Below are 15,173 nucleotides of genomic sequence, written 5' to 3'. Positions count from 1 at the left end.
AGTGACTTCCCGGTATGTTGAGCCACGACACGGACTGCCTTTCGGAACACACCCTTATGTCGATTCGTTTGAGCTTTGTTTGCCACGCCCGCACCGAGGCCCAACGCCTGGGGCGTTTTCCGCTGGACGAACCGGTGGAGCCCAAGGGCTTGCTCAAGGCGGCCGAGCTGGCGGCGCGTTTGAAGAAACCGGTGCGCATCCTCAGTGCCCCGGAAACCCGCGCCTGGCAGACCGCCGAGGCCCTGGGGGCGGAGGTCGAGATCGTCCCGGAACTGGGAGACCTGGATGTCGGCGAATGGCAGGGTGTCACACTGGCGGACTTGCTCGAGAGCGAGCCCGAATTGCTCGCGGCCTGGACCTCGGACCCGACGCAGCTCCCGCCGGCGGGTGAGTCGGTGGCGGCGCTGTGTGCCCGGGTCGGGACCTGGCTCGAGGGTTTTCGCGAGGAAGGACATTTTATCGTGGTGACCCATCCCTTCGTGATCCGCGCGGCACTGCTGCATGCGCTGGGGGCCGGGCCCACCTCCTTCAATTCGATCGATATCGAGCCCCTATCCGTGGTCGACCTGCGCCGTAACGGGCACTGGCGGTTGCGCTTCTGAGGCTGCGCGCTGTTGTCTTTTTCGATGACGGGGTTGCCAGGTTCGAACCGACCGTAGCATGATCGAGCCCATGAGCCGGAATCCGTTGAACCTCACCCAGACCACCACGACCGCCTATGGCGGGCGTGAGGTCGGTGCGTGAGTCGGTAAACGCAGCGAACCCAGGCCCCGCCAGCAATGGACGGGGCCTTTTGGTTTCCGGGCCTTTGCTGGCATCACACGGAAGGAGAAACACCCCATGCAAGCAGACAATGCACAGCGTTCGGCCCTGTTGATCATCGATATGCAGGTCGGTCTGTTCCACGGTCCCGACCAGCCCTGGGAAGGGCAGCGGGTGCTGGAGAATATCAATCAGCTGATTGGCGCGGCACGGCAGGCCGGTGCGCCGATTTTTGCGGTCCGGCATACCGGCCCTGAAGGCTCGCCGATTGCGGCGGGGAGTGCGCCCTGGCAGCTGGTGCCGGAGTTGCGGGTGGATCCCGCGGTGGATCGTCTGGTCGACAAGACGCGCCCCAGTTGTTTCTTCAATACCGGGCTGGCCGAGCAGTTGGATGATGCCGGTGTGCAGCGCCTGGTGATCGTCGGGATGAAGACTCAGTATTGCGTCGACAGCACCAGCCGCCTGGTGCGGGATCTGGGTTTCGAGGCGGTGCTGGTGGGGGATGCCCATACCTGCATGGAAACACCCGGGTTGTCGGCCCGGGCGATTGTCGAGCATCACAACGCGACCTTGAACGGGGCGTTTGTGCGGGTGCTGAACACGGTTGACGTGCGGTTCTGAATGGCGACCGCTGCGCGGTCATCGCTGGCAAGCCAGCTCCCACAGAGGTCTGTGTCTACTCCGATGGAGCGTTCACCGTTGCTCTTCTATGGGAGCCGGCTTGCTGGCGATAGCGGTCTATCTGGCGCCGCTGACCTCAGGGTTTTTTCACCGGCGTCGGCAAGGTCACCAGCGAGACGTAGTCGTTCCAGAATTTCTTCTGGTCCACCGCGAACACGATTTTGGCTTTCTGCGTCCCCACTGGCGGGCTCTTCTTGTAGCCCAGCGCGCGGCCGTAGTCCGGACCGAAATGGGTGTCGACATCGATCCACATATCACGGGACTCGGTGACGATCTCAGGTTCGGCCAGGAACAACGCCGGCAGGCTGTCCCAGGTAAAGCTGTGATAGCCCGGGTTCTTGGCGAACTCTGGGCCGAACACGCTCTTGTACAACTCCGGCACCGCGCCCTTGGCCGCGATCACCCGGTTGTAGACCGAGGCATCGAAGGTGACTTTCTCGCAGACATCGTTGGGGAAGATCACGTGTTCGATCGGCGAGCGCAGGACGATCTTCGCCGCCTCCGGGTCGAACCACCAGTTGAACTCCGCCGCCGGCGTGGTATTGCCGGGAATCTCGATGGCGCCGCCCATGTACACGATGCGCTTGATCAGCGGCACGATATCCGGCGCCTGGCGGATCGCCAGGGCCAGGTTGGTCAGCGGACCGATGGCCAGCAAGGTCACTTCATGGGGGTATTTGCGCACGCTGTCGATAATGAACTGCGGGGCGGTTTCGCTACGCAGTTTGGTGTGGGTCGCGAGGCCATCGGGTGGCGCGACCAATTGCGAAGCCGAGGTCGGCCGCGGGTTCTTGAACGCCCCCGGCCAGCCGGCGCCGAACATCGCCTGCTCCTGTGGATAAGTGGCGAAGTCATGCAGCAGCGGATAGGCCGCGCCGGAGTAGACGCCAATCTCCTTTTCCACCCCCATGCGTTCCACCGCCTTGAGCGCGTCGACCTGTTCCTGGTCGACCCAGGCATTGCCGCTGACCAGGGTCATGCCCAGCAGGTCGATCTTCTTCTGCGCATGCAGTTGCGCCAGCATGATAAAGGCCTGGCCGTCGTCGTTGAGAACATTGAAATCGGTGTCGATGATGACTTTTTCAGCCGCTTGCAGCGAGCCGGCGGACAGGCCGACAGCCAGCGCCAGCGCGCAGCCCTTGAGAAAGCGTTGCATGGTGATGTGCCCCAATGAGTTGTTGTTGTATTGCGGTAATCCAGCATGCCTGCCGACGCCTGGAAAGGCCACCGGCAGGTAAGTGGTTACTTAACGATTGACCAGTTTTGCCGGCAGGGCGATCACCAGGAAGCTGCTCAGGATCAGGCAGCCGGCGAAGAACCAGAGGGCTCCGGCGCTGCTGCCGGTCAGGTCGATGGCCACGCCCATCAGCGAGTTGCTGACCAGCCCGGCGATATTCGCCAGCGAGCAGGCCAGGGCAAAACCGGTGGCCGCCGCGGTGCCCTTGAGGAAGGTCGCCGGCAGGCTGAAGAACACCGGCACCGCGCCGATGATCGCCGCCGAGGCAATGGCGAACAGGGCCACCGTCGCCACCACGTTATGGGTGAAGAAGGTGCTGGTGGCCATGGCGACGGCACCGACGAAAAACGGCACGATGATGTGCCAGCGGCGTTCGCGATGCTTGTCGGAACTGGCGCCGATCAGCAGCATGCCGAGCAGGGCGGCGACACTTGGCAGGGCGGTCAGTACACCGATATGGAAGGTGTCGGTGATCCCCGCGTTGCGGATGAAAGTCGGCATCCAGAAGCCCATGGCGTAGGCGCTGAGCAGGATCGAGAAGTCGATACCGCCGAGCATCCAGACCTTGAGGTTGAAGAAACCGTCGCGAAAGTGCTGCTTGCTGTCGGGGCTGCTGGCCTCGTCGTTTTTCAGTTCGCTTTCGAGGACGGCTTTTTCTTCTTCATTGAGCCATTTGGCCTGGCGGAAATGATTCGGCAATGCCCAGAAGGTCAGGATGCCGAGCAACACGCTGGGCACGGCTTCGATCAGGAACAGCCATTGCCAGCCGCGCAGCCCGTTGACCTGGTCGAAGTGGCCCATGACCCAGCCCGACAGCGGTCCGCCGATAACGCTGGAGAGCGGCAGGCCGATCATGAACAGGGCGATGATCCGCCCGCGTCGATGGGTCGGGAACCAGGTGGTCAGGTAGAACAGCACGCCCGGCAGGAAGCCGGCTTCGGCGGCGCCGAGGAGGAAACGCAGGATGTAGAACTGGGTGGTGGAGGTTACGAGCATGGTGCAGGCCGAGAGCAGGCCCCAGGTGATCATGATCCGTGCTATCCAGATTTTCGCCCCGACCTTTTCCAGTACCAGGTTGCTCGGTACTTCGAAGAGGATATAACCGACGAAGAACAGCCCGGCACCGAGGCCGAAGGCGGTTTCGCTGAAGTGCAGCTGGTCGAGCATCTGCAGTTTGGCGAAGCCGATATTGATCCGGTCGAGGTACGCGGCCAGGTAGCAGAAACACAGGAACGGGATCAGTTTCCAGGTGATCTTGTGGTAAAGCGCTTGGGTCGGGTCGGCGACCGAGGTCGCTGATGTTGCATTCGCAATGGGCATTGGTTGTCTCCTGGCGGTGACTTATGGTTTTTATTACAGCCGCTTTTTCCAGCACTCTGGAGCGCGGTAAAGGCGGCTTCCAAAGGCAGTGTCAGAAGACTGGGCGTCACGCTCCGCACGGAGGCGACGCTCAGTTTTTTACGCGACCATGCTCTGTGGCACGGTTCTGCGGTCAAGCTCCCTGGAACTTCGAGATCGCTTCCTGTTTGCTGACGACATCGCCGTACTTGCTGTCGATGTCGAACAGATTCGCTTCATGGGGCGCTGGATGGCGGTCACCCACGCATTCACGTACCACGATGGTCCTGAACCCGTGCTGCACGGCATCCACCGCCGTCGCGCGGATGCAGCCGCTGGTGGAACAACCGGCCAGCACCACGGTGTCGATGCCCTGGGCGTGCAACTGCGAGGCCAGGCTGGTGCCGAAAAACGCACTGGCGTATTGCTTGCTGATGACCACTTCCGACGGCAGCGGCAACACCGCTTCGCAGAAGGCCGCCAACGGATTGCCTTCGACCATGTCCTTCATCACTGGCGCCTTGCGCACCCAGATGCCGCCATCGGCGAAATGCCCCGGATGGTAGCGAATATTGGTGTGCACCACCGTAACTCCATGCTGCCGCGCGCAGTCCAGCAGCTCGACGCTTTCGGCCACGGCGCTGACCACGCCAGGGGCGAACAGTGGCGCGCCCTCGGTGGTGTAGCCCTGCATGAAATCGATCATCAGCAGGGCCGGTTTCTGGCCGAAGCCGATCCGCTGGCCCCAGACGCCCTGGTAATTGTCATTGGCGCTTTGTTCGCTCATCTCAAGGCTCCCACAGGTTCAGGTTCAAGTCAGGCTCACGCCGAGGAAGTCACCGAAGGCGGCGAAGAAACCGTCCAGGTCGTCCCAGGGAATCATGTGGCCGGCATTGGCCACGTGGGCGACCTGGATGCCCTGTTGCAGCGCGCGGATTTCGGCTTCGTCCTCCGGCAGGATCACGCCGCCGCGACCGGCCACCAACAGCAGGGCGGGGGCCGTGAGCCGAGGCAGGTCCTGGTGGAAGTCCACCGTATGGAAGTCGTTGAACGCCCTGACGATGGCCGGTTCGTAGCAGGTGTGCAGCCATTCGGCGCGCAGTTGCAGTTGCTCCTGGGTCCAGGTGGCGCAGAAGGCACGCATCGCCTCGGCGTCCATCCCGATCAGCGACTGGCGGATCGAGTCGACGTACCAGGGCAACTTGCTCGGGTACTCGCGACGACCCGGACCGGACACCGGCGGGTCGATCAGCACCAGGCTCTTCACCCCGGCGGGGCTGAGCACGGCACTGCGCACGGCAAAGCGCGCGCCCATGGAGTGGCCGACCAGATGGTAGGTGTCCAGGCCCAGGGCGGCGGCAAAGGCGGCAATATCGCTCGCGCAGGTCTCGGCGCTGTAGTCCAGTTCCGCGCCGCTGGATGAAAGGCCGCGTCCGCGAACATCCAGTACATAGGTATCGAAGTGCCGGCCGAAGCGTTCGGCAACGAAGCCCCAGGTGATCGCCGGGCTGGTGATGCCGGGGATCAAGATCAGAGCCGGGCCCGTGCCGCCATACCGCAGGTAGTGCTGGCGGATACCGTTGGCCTGGACATTGCCGCCGTGGACGAAAGTGCTCACGCCGCCACCCCCGATTTCAGCACCTGGGCGTAGAGGTCGTAACCGTAGACCCAGGCCGGATCTTCCTGGGTGCGCAGCCAGGTGTTGGCGTTGGAGACCGCCTGGACCCGCGAGGCGCGCTCCTTGCGGTTGGCTTCATAGAGTTCGAAAGCGGTACGGTGGTCGCCGAGGCCGGTTTCCTGCAGGCAGCGGGTGAGCATGGCGGCGTCTTCGATGGCCATGCCGGCGCCCTGGGCCATATGCGGTTTCATCGGGTGGCAGGCATCGCCCAGCAGCACCAGGCGCCCACGGCTCCACAGCGGCAGCGGATTGCGATTGCGCAACGGCCATTTGGTCACGGTGTCGGTGGATTCGATCAGCGCCTGCACGGTGGGGTGGTAACCCTGGAAGGCTTCGAACATCTCTTCGCGGCTGCTGTCGACAAACGGGCCTTCGAAGTCCAGCTCCGGGTGTGGCACGCCGGTGACGTAGTAGTACTCATCGCGTTTGCCGGTGGTGTAGTAGACCATCATGTGCCGGTCCTCGCTCCACCACTTGATGCAGTCTTCGAAATTGAGGTCGTAGCGGGCCAGCTTGTCGCGGGTGATCAGCGCGCGGTGGGCGACCCAGCCGCTGTACAGCGGTGCTTCGTGGCCCAGCAGTTCCTCGCGGATCTTCGAATTGATGCCGTCGGCGCCGATAACGATATCGGCGCTGGCCGTGGTGCCGTCGGTGAAGCTCAGGCGCACCTGGTCGCCGGTGTCTTCGATCTTCTCCAGGCGCTTGTTGAAGTGCAGGGTGCCGGGCTTGATCGTCGACATCTGCAAGGCATGCAGGTCGCCACGGTGCACGGTGACATAGGAGGCGCCGTATTCCTTGCGAGCGAACTCGCCCAGGGGAATGCGCGACAGATAGTCACCGCTCATGCCATCGCGACTGAACCAGTGATCCGGGTGCGAGCCCATCTGGTCGAGCTGCTGCTCGATGCCCATGCGGCGGAAGATCTTCATGATATTCGGACCCATGTGGATCCCGGCGCCCAGGCGGGAAAACTCCGGGGCCTGCTCGTAGATCGACACGTCGAATCCAGCTTGTTGCAACAGCGTGGCGGCGGCGGCGCCACCCAGGCCCGCGCCGACGATGGCGATTTTTTGCGTGCTTGCCATGGGGCTTGCTCCTCGTTCCGAGTGTGGGGTGGCGGATTCGGCCACCGGGTTTTTAAAGTGTATACGCTCTTTTTTTAAAAAGACTAGCGCCTCTGTAAAAATTAAATTTTTACCGGTTTTAGCCTCTGGTAACGCTAAGTAACCTTGTTTTGTTGGGTGTGTGTGAGTTTGTAACGTTTTGGTCTACTGCTTGCAGAGCGCTGCGAATTCAGGTCTTATCGATGCTAAATGGCGTATACGCTATAAAAGCGCACTAGACTGAAGCGTCGCGCCTCGACTTGGTGCAGCGCGAGCGAAGAGGAGAGAGGAAAATGCCGGTAAGTGATTGCGAACTGACGCAGATGTTTGAACACGTGTTGAAGCTGTCGAAAGTCGACTCGACCCAGAGTGTCGCGGTGCTCAAGAGTCATTACTCCGATCCGCGCACCGTGCGTTCGGCGATGGAGGCGGCGCAGCGCCTGGGGGCCAAGGTGTACGCGGTGGAATTGCCGTCGTTCAACCACCCGACGGCCATGGGCAACGATATGACCGCCTACTGTGGCGACACCGCGCTGACCGGCAATATCGCCGCGCAGCGGGCGCTGGAAGCGGCGGATCTGATCGTCGACACCATGATGCTGCTGCACTCGCCGGAACAGGAGCAGATCCTCAAGACCGGCACGCGCATCCTGCTGGCGGTGGAGCCGCCGGAAGTGCTGGCGCGGATGCTGCCGACCGAGGCCGACAAGGTGCGGGTGCTGGCGGCGGAAGAGCTGTTGAAGAAGGCCCGTTCGATCCATGTGACCTCCCGCGCCGGCAGCGATTTCCGCGCGGCGCTGGGGCAGTATCCGTCGGTGACCGAGTATGGTTTCGCCGATGAGCCGGGGCGTTGGGATCACTGGCCGAGCGGCTTTCTGTTCTCCTGGCCGAACGAAGAAACCGCCGAGGGCGTGCTGGTACTGGATGTCGGCGATATCCTGCTGCCGTTCAAGACCTATACCCGGGAGAAGATCACCCTGGAGGTCGAGAAGGGTTTTATCACCTCGATCCACGGTGGTTTCGAGGCCGAGTACCTGCGCGACTACATGAAGTATTTCAATGATCCCGAGGTGTACGGCATCTCCCATATCGGCTGGGGGCTGCAGCCACGGGCGCAGTGGACGGCGATGGGGTTGCACGACAAGAACGACGGCATGTGTATGGATGCCCGGGCGTTCTATGGCAACTTCCTGTTCTCCACCGGGCCGAATACCGAGGTCGGCGGGACGCGCAAGACGCCGTGCCATATGGACATTCCGCTGCGCCATTGCGATGTATACCTGGATGACCAGGCGGTGGTGATCGGCGGTGATGTGGTGGCGCCGGAGGCGTCGCGGGCGCGCTGAGTCTGGGGTGAAGGGGCTGTCAGTGAGGTTTTTGGTGGTCTTGCGGGCCCCTTCGCGGGCAAGCTCCGCTCCCACAGTTCGGGTGTCTACCGATACTGATAGGTATGACGCGGTACTGTGGGAGCGGAGCTTGTCGGATCGCCGCACCGCCGCGAAGAGGCCGGGCCGGGCAACCTCACACTTGAGTCTGCCCCCCAATCTGTCCATCATGCCTGCCCATTCTCCCTCGCCTTTTCGAGCCTGCCGTGCCGGATACTCCTGATTCCAACCCTTATGTGTTTTCCGAACAAGTCGGCCACCTGCTGCGCAAGGCCTACCAGCGGCATATGGCGATCTTCCAGCAGAATGTCGGCGACTCGCAGCTCACCGCCGTGCAGTTCGTCACCCTGTGCGCGGTGCGCGATCACGGCCCCAGCTCCCTGACCGAACTGGTCAAGGCCACCGCCGTGGACCAGGCGACCATTCGCGGCATCGTCGAGCGGCTCAGGGCCCGTGAGTTGATCACCCTGGAGCCGGACCCGGAAGACCGGCGCAAGGTCATCGTCGGTTTGTCCGAGGCCGGCAGCCGGCTGGTGCAGCAGACCGTGCCCTGCGCGGCGAAGATCAGCGAACTGACCATGAGCAACCTCAATCCCGCCGAACAGGTCGCGGTGCTGTTCCTGCTGCGCAAGATGATCGACGACCGCGACGAGTAATCGCTGTTTCCCACGCAATCCCTTGGTACGCGGACCTCTGTAGGAGCCAGCTTGCTGGCGATACGATCTTATAGTCGACATCCTTGTTGCCTGGAAAATCGTTATCGCCAGCAAGCTCCTACAGGTTTTGTGTTTCGCCAATGCCATGGTCGGAAGCCTGAAAGTCCGGCTGGCACTCTTCTTGCTCTCTCTTCATGTAGTAACCACTTCATCGAAAAAAGTGTGTCGTCAGGAGACATCGTTCTCGGCCTGCGCCCTTTTAATGTAGTGGTCACTTCATCAAATGAAGCGAGTGCACTCCATGACGATGCAGGAAATCACGGTAGCCCTTGAGGTCAATGGCCAGCGACACTCCGTCACGGCCATGGCCGACACCCCGCTGTTGCTGGTGCTGCGCAATGACCTGCGGCTCAACGGCCCCAAGTACGGCTGCGGCCTGGGGGAGTGCGGGGCCTGCACGGTGATCGTCGACGGCGTGGCCGCGCGCTCCTGTGTCTTTCCCCTGGCCGGCGCCGTGGACCGGCAGATCGTCACCCTCGAAGGCCTCGGCAGCCGCGAGGCGCCACACCCGGTGCAACAGGCCTTTATCGACGAGCAGGCGGCCCAGTGCGGTTATTGCCTGAACGGCATGATCATGACCGCCAAGGCCTTGCTCGACCGTATCCCGCACCCCAGCGAAGCGCAGATCCGCCAGGAACTGTCGGCCAATCTCTGTCGTTGCGGCACCCATATCGAAATTCTTCGCGCGGTGCTGCGTGCCGCCCGTCCATTGCCTTGAACCAGGATCGACGACCATGAGCGACGCCATCCCCACCCGCGACCAATGGCTGGCCAAGACCGGCGTGCTGCTGATCGTCGACGATATCCTGCCGCCCTCGGGGCCGGTGGCCAAAGGCGGCACGCCGCGGGTCTTGCCCAAGGAGCTGGGGCTGTTTATCGCGGTCAACGACGATGGCCTCGTCTATGCCTTCAACGGCCATGTGGACCTGGGCACCGGTATTCGCACCTCCCTGGCGCAGATCGTCGCCGAGGAGCTGGACCTGGAGGTGGAGCAGGTGTGCATGGTGCTCGGCGACACCGAGCGCGCGCCGAACCAGGGCGCGACCATTGCCAGCGCGACCCTGCAGATTTCCGCGATTCCCCTGCGCAACGCCGCGGCCGAGGCCCGGCGCTTCCTGCTGGAGCGGGCCGCCGGGCGCTGGTCGCTGAACGTGGCGGCGCTGCGGGTCGAACGCGGTATCGTCAAGGCGCCGGATGGCCGGGCCCTGGGCTACAGCGAACTGGTGGCGGGCGAGCACGACCAGTTGCGTATCAGTGGCAGTGCGCCGCTCAAACCGGCCGAAGACTATCGGCTGGTGGGCAAGGGTACGGCGCGGGTGGATATCCCGGCCAAGGCCACCGGCGAGCTGATCTATGTCCATGACATGCGCGTGCCGGACATGCTCCATGGTCGGGTCGTGCGCCCGCCTTATGCCGGTTTCGATTGCGGCGACTTTGTCGGCAACAGCCTGCTGGAGGTCGATGAGTCATCCATCGCCCATATCCCCGGGATCGTCGCGGTGGTGGTGATCCGCGACTTTATCGGGGTGGTTGCGTTGCGTGAAGAACAGGCGGCGAAGGCGGCGCGGGAACTGCGGGTACGCTGGAAGGACTGGACGCAGAAGCTGCCGGACCTGAGCGATGTCGAGCAGGCGATCCGCGACAACCCAAGGATCAAGCGTACGGTGCTGGACCAGGGCAATGTCGATGCGGCCCTCGCCGGCGCCAGCCAGCGCATGCCGCGCACCTACCTCTGGCCCTATCAGATGCATGCTTCCATCGGCCCGTCCTGTGGCTTGGCGGATTATCACGAGGAGGGCATCCGGGTCTGGTCCGGCAGCCAGAATCCGCACCTGCTGCGGGCCGACCTCGCCTGGCTGCTGGAGTATCCGGAAGAGCGCATCGAGATCATCCGCATGGAGGCGTCCGGCTGTTACGGCCGCAACTGCGCCGATGATGTCTGTGCCGATGCCCTGTTGCTGTCCCGGGCGGTGGGCAAGCCGGTACGGGTGCAACTGACCCGTGACCAGGAACACGCCTGGGAACCCAAGGGCACGGCGCAATTGATGGACATCGATGGCGGCCTGAATGCCGATGGCAGCGTGGCGGCCTACGATTTCCAGACCAGCTACCCGTCCAACGGCGCGCCGACCCTGGCCTTGCTGCTGACCGGACGGGTCGAGCCGGTGGCGGCGATGTTCGAAATGGGCGACCGCACTTCGATCCCGCCTTATGCCTATGAACATATGCGGGTCAGCATCAACGACATGTCGCCGATTGTCCGGGCCTCGTGGATGCGTGGGGTGTCAGCCTTGCCCAACACCTTTGCCCATGAATCCTATATCGACGAACTGGCCTTCGCCGCCGGGGTCGATCCGGTGGAATATCGCCTGCGTTACCTGCCGGACCAGCGGGCCGTGGACCTGGTGAAATCCACCGCCGAGCGAGCCGCCTGGACCCCGCGTACCGCGCCGATGCAAACGCCGAACGAAGACCATCTGCTGCGTGGTCGCGGCTTTGCCTATGCGCGTTATATCCACAGCAAGTTTCCCGGTTTCGGCGCGGCCTGGGCGGCCTGGGTCGCGGATGTGGCGGTGGACCGGCAGACCGGCGATGTTTCGGTCACCCGGGTGGTGATCGGCCATGATTCGGGGATGATGATCAACCCCGACGGCGTGCGGCACCAGATTCACGGCAATGTGATCCAGTCCACCAGCCGGGTGCTCAAGGAGCGGGTGACCTTTGAAGAGTCGACGGTGACGAGCAAGGAGTGGGGCGGTTATCCGATCCTGACCTTTCCCGAGGTACCGCAGATCGATGTGCTGATGATGCCGCGCCAGAGCGAGCCGCCCATGGGCGCCGGCGAATCGGCCTCGGTGCCGAGCGCGGCGGCGATTGCCAATGCGATCTTCGATGCCACCGGGATTCGTTTTCGCGAACTGCCGATTACCCCCGAGCGGGTGTTGCAGGCGCTCAATGCCGGCACCGCCGGGGATCCGCCGAAGTCGCCGGAGAAACGTTCGAAATGGTTGTTCGGCTCGTTGTTCGCGGCCTTCGGCGCGCTGCTCGGCATGGCCGCCACGGCCTGGCCCTGGCATGGGGAAATCGCGCCTATCGCCCCGCCCAGTGCCGGAACCTGGTCGACAGCGACCCTGGAGCGCGGGCGCTTGCTGGCGGCGGTCGGCGATTGCGCGGTGTGCCACACGGCGCCGGGCGGCGCGACCAACGCCGGCGGGCTGGCGATGGAGACGCCGTTCGGCACGCTGTACAGCAGCAATATCACCCCGGATGTGAAGACCGGCATCGGCAGTTGGTCGTATCCGGCCTTCGAGCGGGCGATGCGTGACGGCATCGGTCGTGACGGGCGCAATCTGTATCCGGCGTTTCCCTATACGGCGTTTCGCAATATCAACGATGCCGATATGCAGGCGCTGTATGCCTACCTGATGTCCCAGGCGCCGGTCAGCCAGCCGGCCAAGGCCAATGCAATGGGTTTTCCGTTCAACCAGCGGCCGTTGATGGCCGGCTGGAATGCCCTGTTCCTGCGCAAGGGGGAAATCCAGGTGCAGCCGCAGCGTAGCGAGCAATGGAATCGTGGGGCTTATCTGGTCAACGGATTGGGGCACTGCGCGGCTTGTCATTCACCGCGCAATCTTCTGGGTGCGGAGAAGGGCGGGGCAGCGTTTCTGTCCGGGGCGATGGTCGATGGTTGGGAGGCTCCGGCGTTGAACGGTTTGTCGAAGGCGCCGACGCCGTGGACCGAGGATCAGTTGTTCAGCTACCTGAGCACCGGTTACTCCGATGCCCATGGCGTGGCGACGGGGCCGATGGGGCCGGTGGTCACCGAGTTGGCGAAATTGCCGAAAGAGGATGTGCGGGCGATGGCGGTGTACCTGGCGTCGCTCAATGGGGCGCAGGCCGAAGCGCAGGTGGTGGAGAAGGCGACCCGGCCGGTGGCCGCTGCGCAGAAGGTGGTGCCTGAGGTGAAGTTGTCACTGAGTAACGGTCAGCGCCTGTTCGAAGGTTCCTGCCAGGGTTGCCACGCCGATGGGCTGGGGCCGAAGTTGTTTGGAGTCAGCCCATCACTGGCGACCAACAGCAATGTGCACAGCGATGTGCCGGACAATCTGCTCAAGGTGATCTTGCAGGGTATCCAGAATCCGGCGACCCGGGATCTGGGTTATATGCCGGGATTCAAGGACAACCTGTCGGATACCCAGGTGGCGGAGTTGGCGGCGTATCTGCGCAGCCGGTTTGCCGGCGAGGCGCCGCCGTGGCAGGGCTTGGAAAAGACCGTGGCCCATGTTCGAGCGAATCCTGGTACTCACTGATGAACGCTATTCGTTGTAGCACCACAACCCTGTAGGAGCCTGGCTTGCCGGCGAAGAGGCCCTCAAGACCGCTAAAAGCTTCGCTGGCAAGCCAGGCTCCTACAGGTCCGCGGGGTTTGCAGAATTTAAGGCAGGCGCAGCACCCCACGCACCACCAGGTCACTGATAAACGCCAGCCAGTCCTGCTGCTGGCGTTTCTCCGCCAGCGGTTCCCCCAGGAACGAGCTCAGGGTGTGCTGGTTGGAGTTATAGAAATAACAGAGCGAGGCGATCATCAGGTACACATGCTTGATATCCAGGTCCTGGCGAAAGATGCCTTTGGCCTGACCGGCCTCTATGATCGGTCGCAGCACACCCACCGCTTCACCGGAAAGTCGGCGCAATTCACCCGACTGCTGCGCATGCCGCCCCTTGTGCAGGTTCTCGATGCTCAGGATGGCGACGAATTCGGGGTGCTTGACGTAGTAGGTCCAGACGAAGGCCACCAGGTCCTGCAAGGCTTGCAGCGGTTCCTCGAGGTTCAGCTTGAGCTTGCTTTCGGCTTTGTTGAACTGCTCGTAGATATGTTCCAGCACGCAAATGAACAGGCGCTCCTTGCTGCCGAAGTAGTAGTAGAGCATGCGGTCGTTGGATTCGGCCTCGCGGGAAATGCTTTCGACCCGGCCGCCGGAATAACCGTCGCGGGTGAACACCTTCACCGCCGCCTTGAGAATACGCGCGCGGGTCTGGTCGGCTTGCTGGGCTCTGATGCCGGTCTTCTTGTTCACGTCGGCATTCCTTCTGTGGGTCGGAAAGGGACGCGAATATAGCATGGGGCCGTTGTGTGGATGCAGGCCCGGTGGGAGGGCCAGGAGCCGGGTTACCGGCTCCTGCCGTGGCGCACGCAGCCTTGATCAGGCCTTGAGGGTCGCCATGTCGATCACGAAGCGGTATTTCACGTCACCGGCGATCATGCGGCTGTAGGCCTCGTTGATCTGGCGGATATCGAGCATCTCGATGTCGCAGGTGATGCCGTGCTCGGCGCAGAAATCCAGGACTTCCTGGGTTTCGGCAATGCCGCCGATCAACGAGCCGGCCAGTACCCGGCGCTTGAGCACCAGCTTGGCGGCATGCAGTGCCGGGTCCACCGGCTCGATCAGGCCCACCAGGATATGCACGCCGTCGAAGGCCAGGGTGTCGAGGTAGGGGTTGAGGTCGTGCTGCACCGGGATGGTATCGAGCAGGAAGTTGAAGCGGCCCGCGGCGGCGGCCATCTGCCCGGCATCGGTGGACACGATCACATGGTCGGCGCCCTGGCGACGACCTTCCTCGGCCTTGCTCGCCGAACGGGTGAACAGGGTGACTTCAGCGCCCATGGCCTTGGCGAACTTGATGCCCATATGGCCCAGGCCGCCCATGCCGAGAATCCCGACCTTGTCCCCCGGCTTGACGCCATAGTGCTTGAGCGGCGAGTAGGTGGTGATGCCGGCGCAGAGAATCGGTGCGGCGCTGGCCAGGTCGAGTTTTTCCGGAATGCGCACGACGAAGTGTTCGCTGACCACGATGCTGTCGGAGTAACCGCCCATGGTGTTGCTGCCATCGACCCGATCCGGGGTGGCGTAGGTCATGGTCGGGCCTTCCAGGCAGTATTGCTCCAGATCGGCGGAGCAGGCTTCGCAATGACGGCAGGAGTCGACCATGCAGCCGACGCCCACCAGGTCGCCGACCTTGTGCCGGGTAACGTTGGCGCCGACGGCGGTGACCTTGCCGACGATTTCATGGCCGGGCATCAACGGGTAGACGGCAATGCCCCACTCGTTGCGGGCCTGGTGGATATCGGAGTGACAGACGCCGCAGTAGAGGATCTCGATGGCGACATCGTCAGGTCGCGGCGAGCGACGCTGGAAGGACATGGGGGCGAGGGGCGTGGTTGGCGACTGGGCGGCATAACCGATGGCGGTGTACATGAGGAGCCTCGCAAAGC

Annotated in this window: 13 protein-coding genes; 6 read left to right on the top strand and 7 right to left on the bottom strand. The window is 63.0% G+C overall.

What is annotated here, in order from left to right; genetic code table 11:
• Nucleotides 1–56 precede the first annotated feature (56 nt).
• Nucleotides 57–602 (top strand): histidine phosphatase family protein, encoded by a 546-nt coding sequence (locus M5B42_RS09970; RefSeq protein WP_248745697.1) that lies wholly within the window; start codon nucleotides 57–59, stop codon nucleotides 600–602.
• 238 nt (nucleotides 603–840) lie between these two features.
• Nucleotides 841–1,383 (top strand): cysteine hydrolase family protein, encoded by a 543-nt coding sequence (locus M5B42_RS09965; protein WP_177100272.1) that lies wholly within the window; start codon nucleotides 841–843, stop codon nucleotides 1,381–1,383.
• 136 nt (nucleotides 1,384–1,519) lie between these two features.
• Here the strand turns inward: M5B42_RS09965 and M5B42_RS09960 are convergent, their stop codons facing one another.
• The 5 genes from M5B42_RS09960 to M5B42_RS09940 form a co-directional block, all read right to left on the bottom strand.
• Entirely contained in the window at nucleotides 1,520–2,599 is a 1,080-nt protein-coding gene (locus M5B42_RS09960; RefSeq protein ID WP_248745696.1) for a nucleoside hydrolase, read from the bottom strand.
• 90 nt (nucleotides 2,600–2,689) lie between these two features.
• Nucleotides 2,690–4,000, bottom strand: coding sequence for an MFS transporter (locus tag M5B42_RS09955; RefSeq protein ID WP_103498257.1), 1,311 nt, complete (start codon nucleotides 3,998–4,000; stop codon nucleotides 2,690–2,692).
• Nucleotides 4,001–4,172: 172 nt separating this feature from the next.
• Nucleotides 4,173–4,805 carry an N-carbamoylsarcosine amidohydrolase gene (locus tag M5B42_RS09950; RefSeq protein ID WP_177100270.1) on the bottom strand — a complete coding sequence of 211 codons (633 nt, stop codon included), beginning with the start codon at nucleotides 4,803–4,805 and terminating at the stop codon, nucleotides 4,173–4,175.
• Between the two features lie 24 nt (nucleotides 4,806–4,829).
• Nucleotides 4,830–5,636, bottom strand: coding sequence for an alpha/beta hydrolase (locus M5B42_RS09945; RefSeq protein WP_248745695.1), 807 nt, complete (start codon nucleotides 5,634–5,636; stop codon nucleotides 4,830–4,832).
• Nucleotides 5,633–6,781: an FAD-dependent monooxygenase gene (locus M5B42_RS09940; RefSeq protein ID WP_103498260.1), complete on the bottom strand. Its 1,149-nt coding sequence runs from the start codon at nucleotides 6,779–6,781 to the stop codon at nucleotides 5,633–5,635. Before M5B42_RS09940 ends, M5B42_RS09945 begins: the two co-directional genes overlap by 4 nt.
• Nucleotides 6,782–7,092: 311 nt before the next feature.
• Here M5B42_RS09940 and M5B42_RS09935 point away from each other — a divergent pair, with 311 nt between their 5' ends.
• The 4 genes from M5B42_RS09935 (at nucleotide 7,093) to M5B42_RS09920 (ending at nucleotide 13,210) form a co-directional block, all read left to right on the top strand.
• Complete coding sequence (locus M5B42_RS09935) at nucleotides 7,093–8,145, top strand: 2,5-dihydroxypyridine 5,6-dioxygenase (protein WP_177100266.1); 1,053 nt, start codon at nucleotides 7,093–7,095, stop codon at nucleotides 8,143–8,145.
• 245 nt (nucleotides 8,146–8,390) lie between these two features.
• Entirely contained in the window at nucleotides 8,391–8,840 is a 450-nt protein-coding gene (locus M5B42_RS09930; RefSeq protein WP_100940725.1) for a MarR family winged helix-turn-helix transcriptional regulator, read from the top strand.
• A gap of 301 nt (nucleotides 8,841–9,141) precedes the next feature.
• Nucleotides 9,142–9,618, top strand: a complete 477-nt coding sequence (locus M5B42_RS09925; protein WP_152737103.1) for a (2Fe-2S)-binding protein — start codon at nucleotides 9,142–9,144, stop codon at nucleotides 9,616–9,618.
• A 16-nt stretch (nucleotides 9,619–9,634) separates the two neighbouring features.
• Nucleotides 9,635–13,210: a molybdopterin cofactor-binding domain-containing protein gene (locus tag M5B42_RS09920; protein WP_248745694.1), complete on the top strand. Its 3,576-nt coding sequence runs from the start codon at nucleotides 9,635–9,637 to the stop codon at nucleotides 13,208–13,210.
• 125 nt (nucleotides 13,211–13,335) lie between these two features.
• On the opposite strand, the gene M5B42_RS09915 is transcribed toward M5B42_RS09920, so the two are convergent.
• Both M5B42_RS09915 and M5B42_RS09910 read right to left on the bottom strand, forming a co-directional pair.
• Nucleotides 13,336–13,977 carry a TetR/AcrR family transcriptional regulator gene (locus tag M5B42_RS09915; RefSeq protein WP_248745693.1) on the bottom strand — a complete coding sequence of 214 codons (642 nt, stop codon included), beginning with the start codon at nucleotides 13,975–13,977 and terminating at the stop codon, nucleotides 13,336–13,338.
• 126 nt (nucleotides 13,978–14,103) lie between these two features.
• Nucleotides 14,104–15,156 (bottom strand): NAD(P)-dependent alcohol dehydrogenase, encoded by a 1,053-nt coding sequence (locus tag M5B42_RS09910; protein WP_103499676.1) that lies wholly within the window; start codon nucleotides 15,154–15,156, stop codon nucleotides 14,104–14,106.
• Nucleotides 15,157–15,173: the final 17 nt, after the last annotated feature.

Origin of the sequence: Pseudomonas sp. MWU12-2037 (genome assembly GCF_023242345.1) — a bacterium.
Classification (GTDB): Bacteria; Pseudomonadota; Gammaproteobacteria; order Pseudomonadales; family Pseudomonadaceae; genus Aquipseudomonas; species Aquipseudomonas gingeri_D.
This window is presented reverse-complemented; position numbering and strand designations above follow the sequence as displayed.

Bases quoted from the DNA above. Each gene is read 5' to 3' on its own strand.
- M5B42_RS09960 (WP_248745696.1), bottom strand. From the start codon at position 2,599: ATGCAACGCTTTCTCAAGGGCTGCGCGCTGGCGCTGGCTGTCGGCCTG.
- M5B42_RS09955 (WP_103498257.1), bottom strand. From the start codon at position 4,000: ATGCCCATTGCGAATGCAACATCAGCGACCTCGGTCGCCGACCCGACC.
- M5B42_RS09940 (WP_103498260.1), bottom strand. From the start codon at position 6,781: ATGGCAAGCACGCAAAAAATCGCCATCGTCGGCGCGGGCCTGGGTGGC.
- M5B42_RS09950 (WP_177100270.1), bottom strand. From the start codon at position 4,805: ATGAGCGAACAAAGCGCCAATGACAATTACCAGGGCGTCTGGGGCCAG.
- M5B42_RS09965 (WP_177100272.1), top strand. From the start codon at position 841: ATGCAAGCAGACAATGCACAGCGTTCGGCCCTGTTGATCATCGATATG.
- M5B42_RS09970 (WP_248745697.1), top strand. From the start codon at position 57: ATGTCGATTCGTTTGAGCTTTGTTTGCCACGCCCGCACCGAGGCCCAA.
- M5B42_RS09910 (WP_103499676.1), bottom strand. From the start codon at position 15,156: ATGTACACCGCCATCGGTTATGCCGCCCAGTCGCCAACCACGCCCCTC.
- M5B42_RS09925 (WP_152737103.1), top strand. From the start codon at position 9,142: ATGACGATGCAGGAAATCACGGTAGCCCTTGAGGTCAATGGCCAGCGA.
- M5B42_RS09935 (WP_177100266.1), top strand. From the start codon at position 7,093: ATGCCGGTAAGTGATTGCGAACTGACGCAGATGTTTGAACACGTGTTG.
- M5B42_RS09920 (WP_248745694.1), top strand. From the start codon at position 9,635: ATGAGCGACGCCATCCCCACCCGCGACCAATGGCTGGCCAAGACCGGC.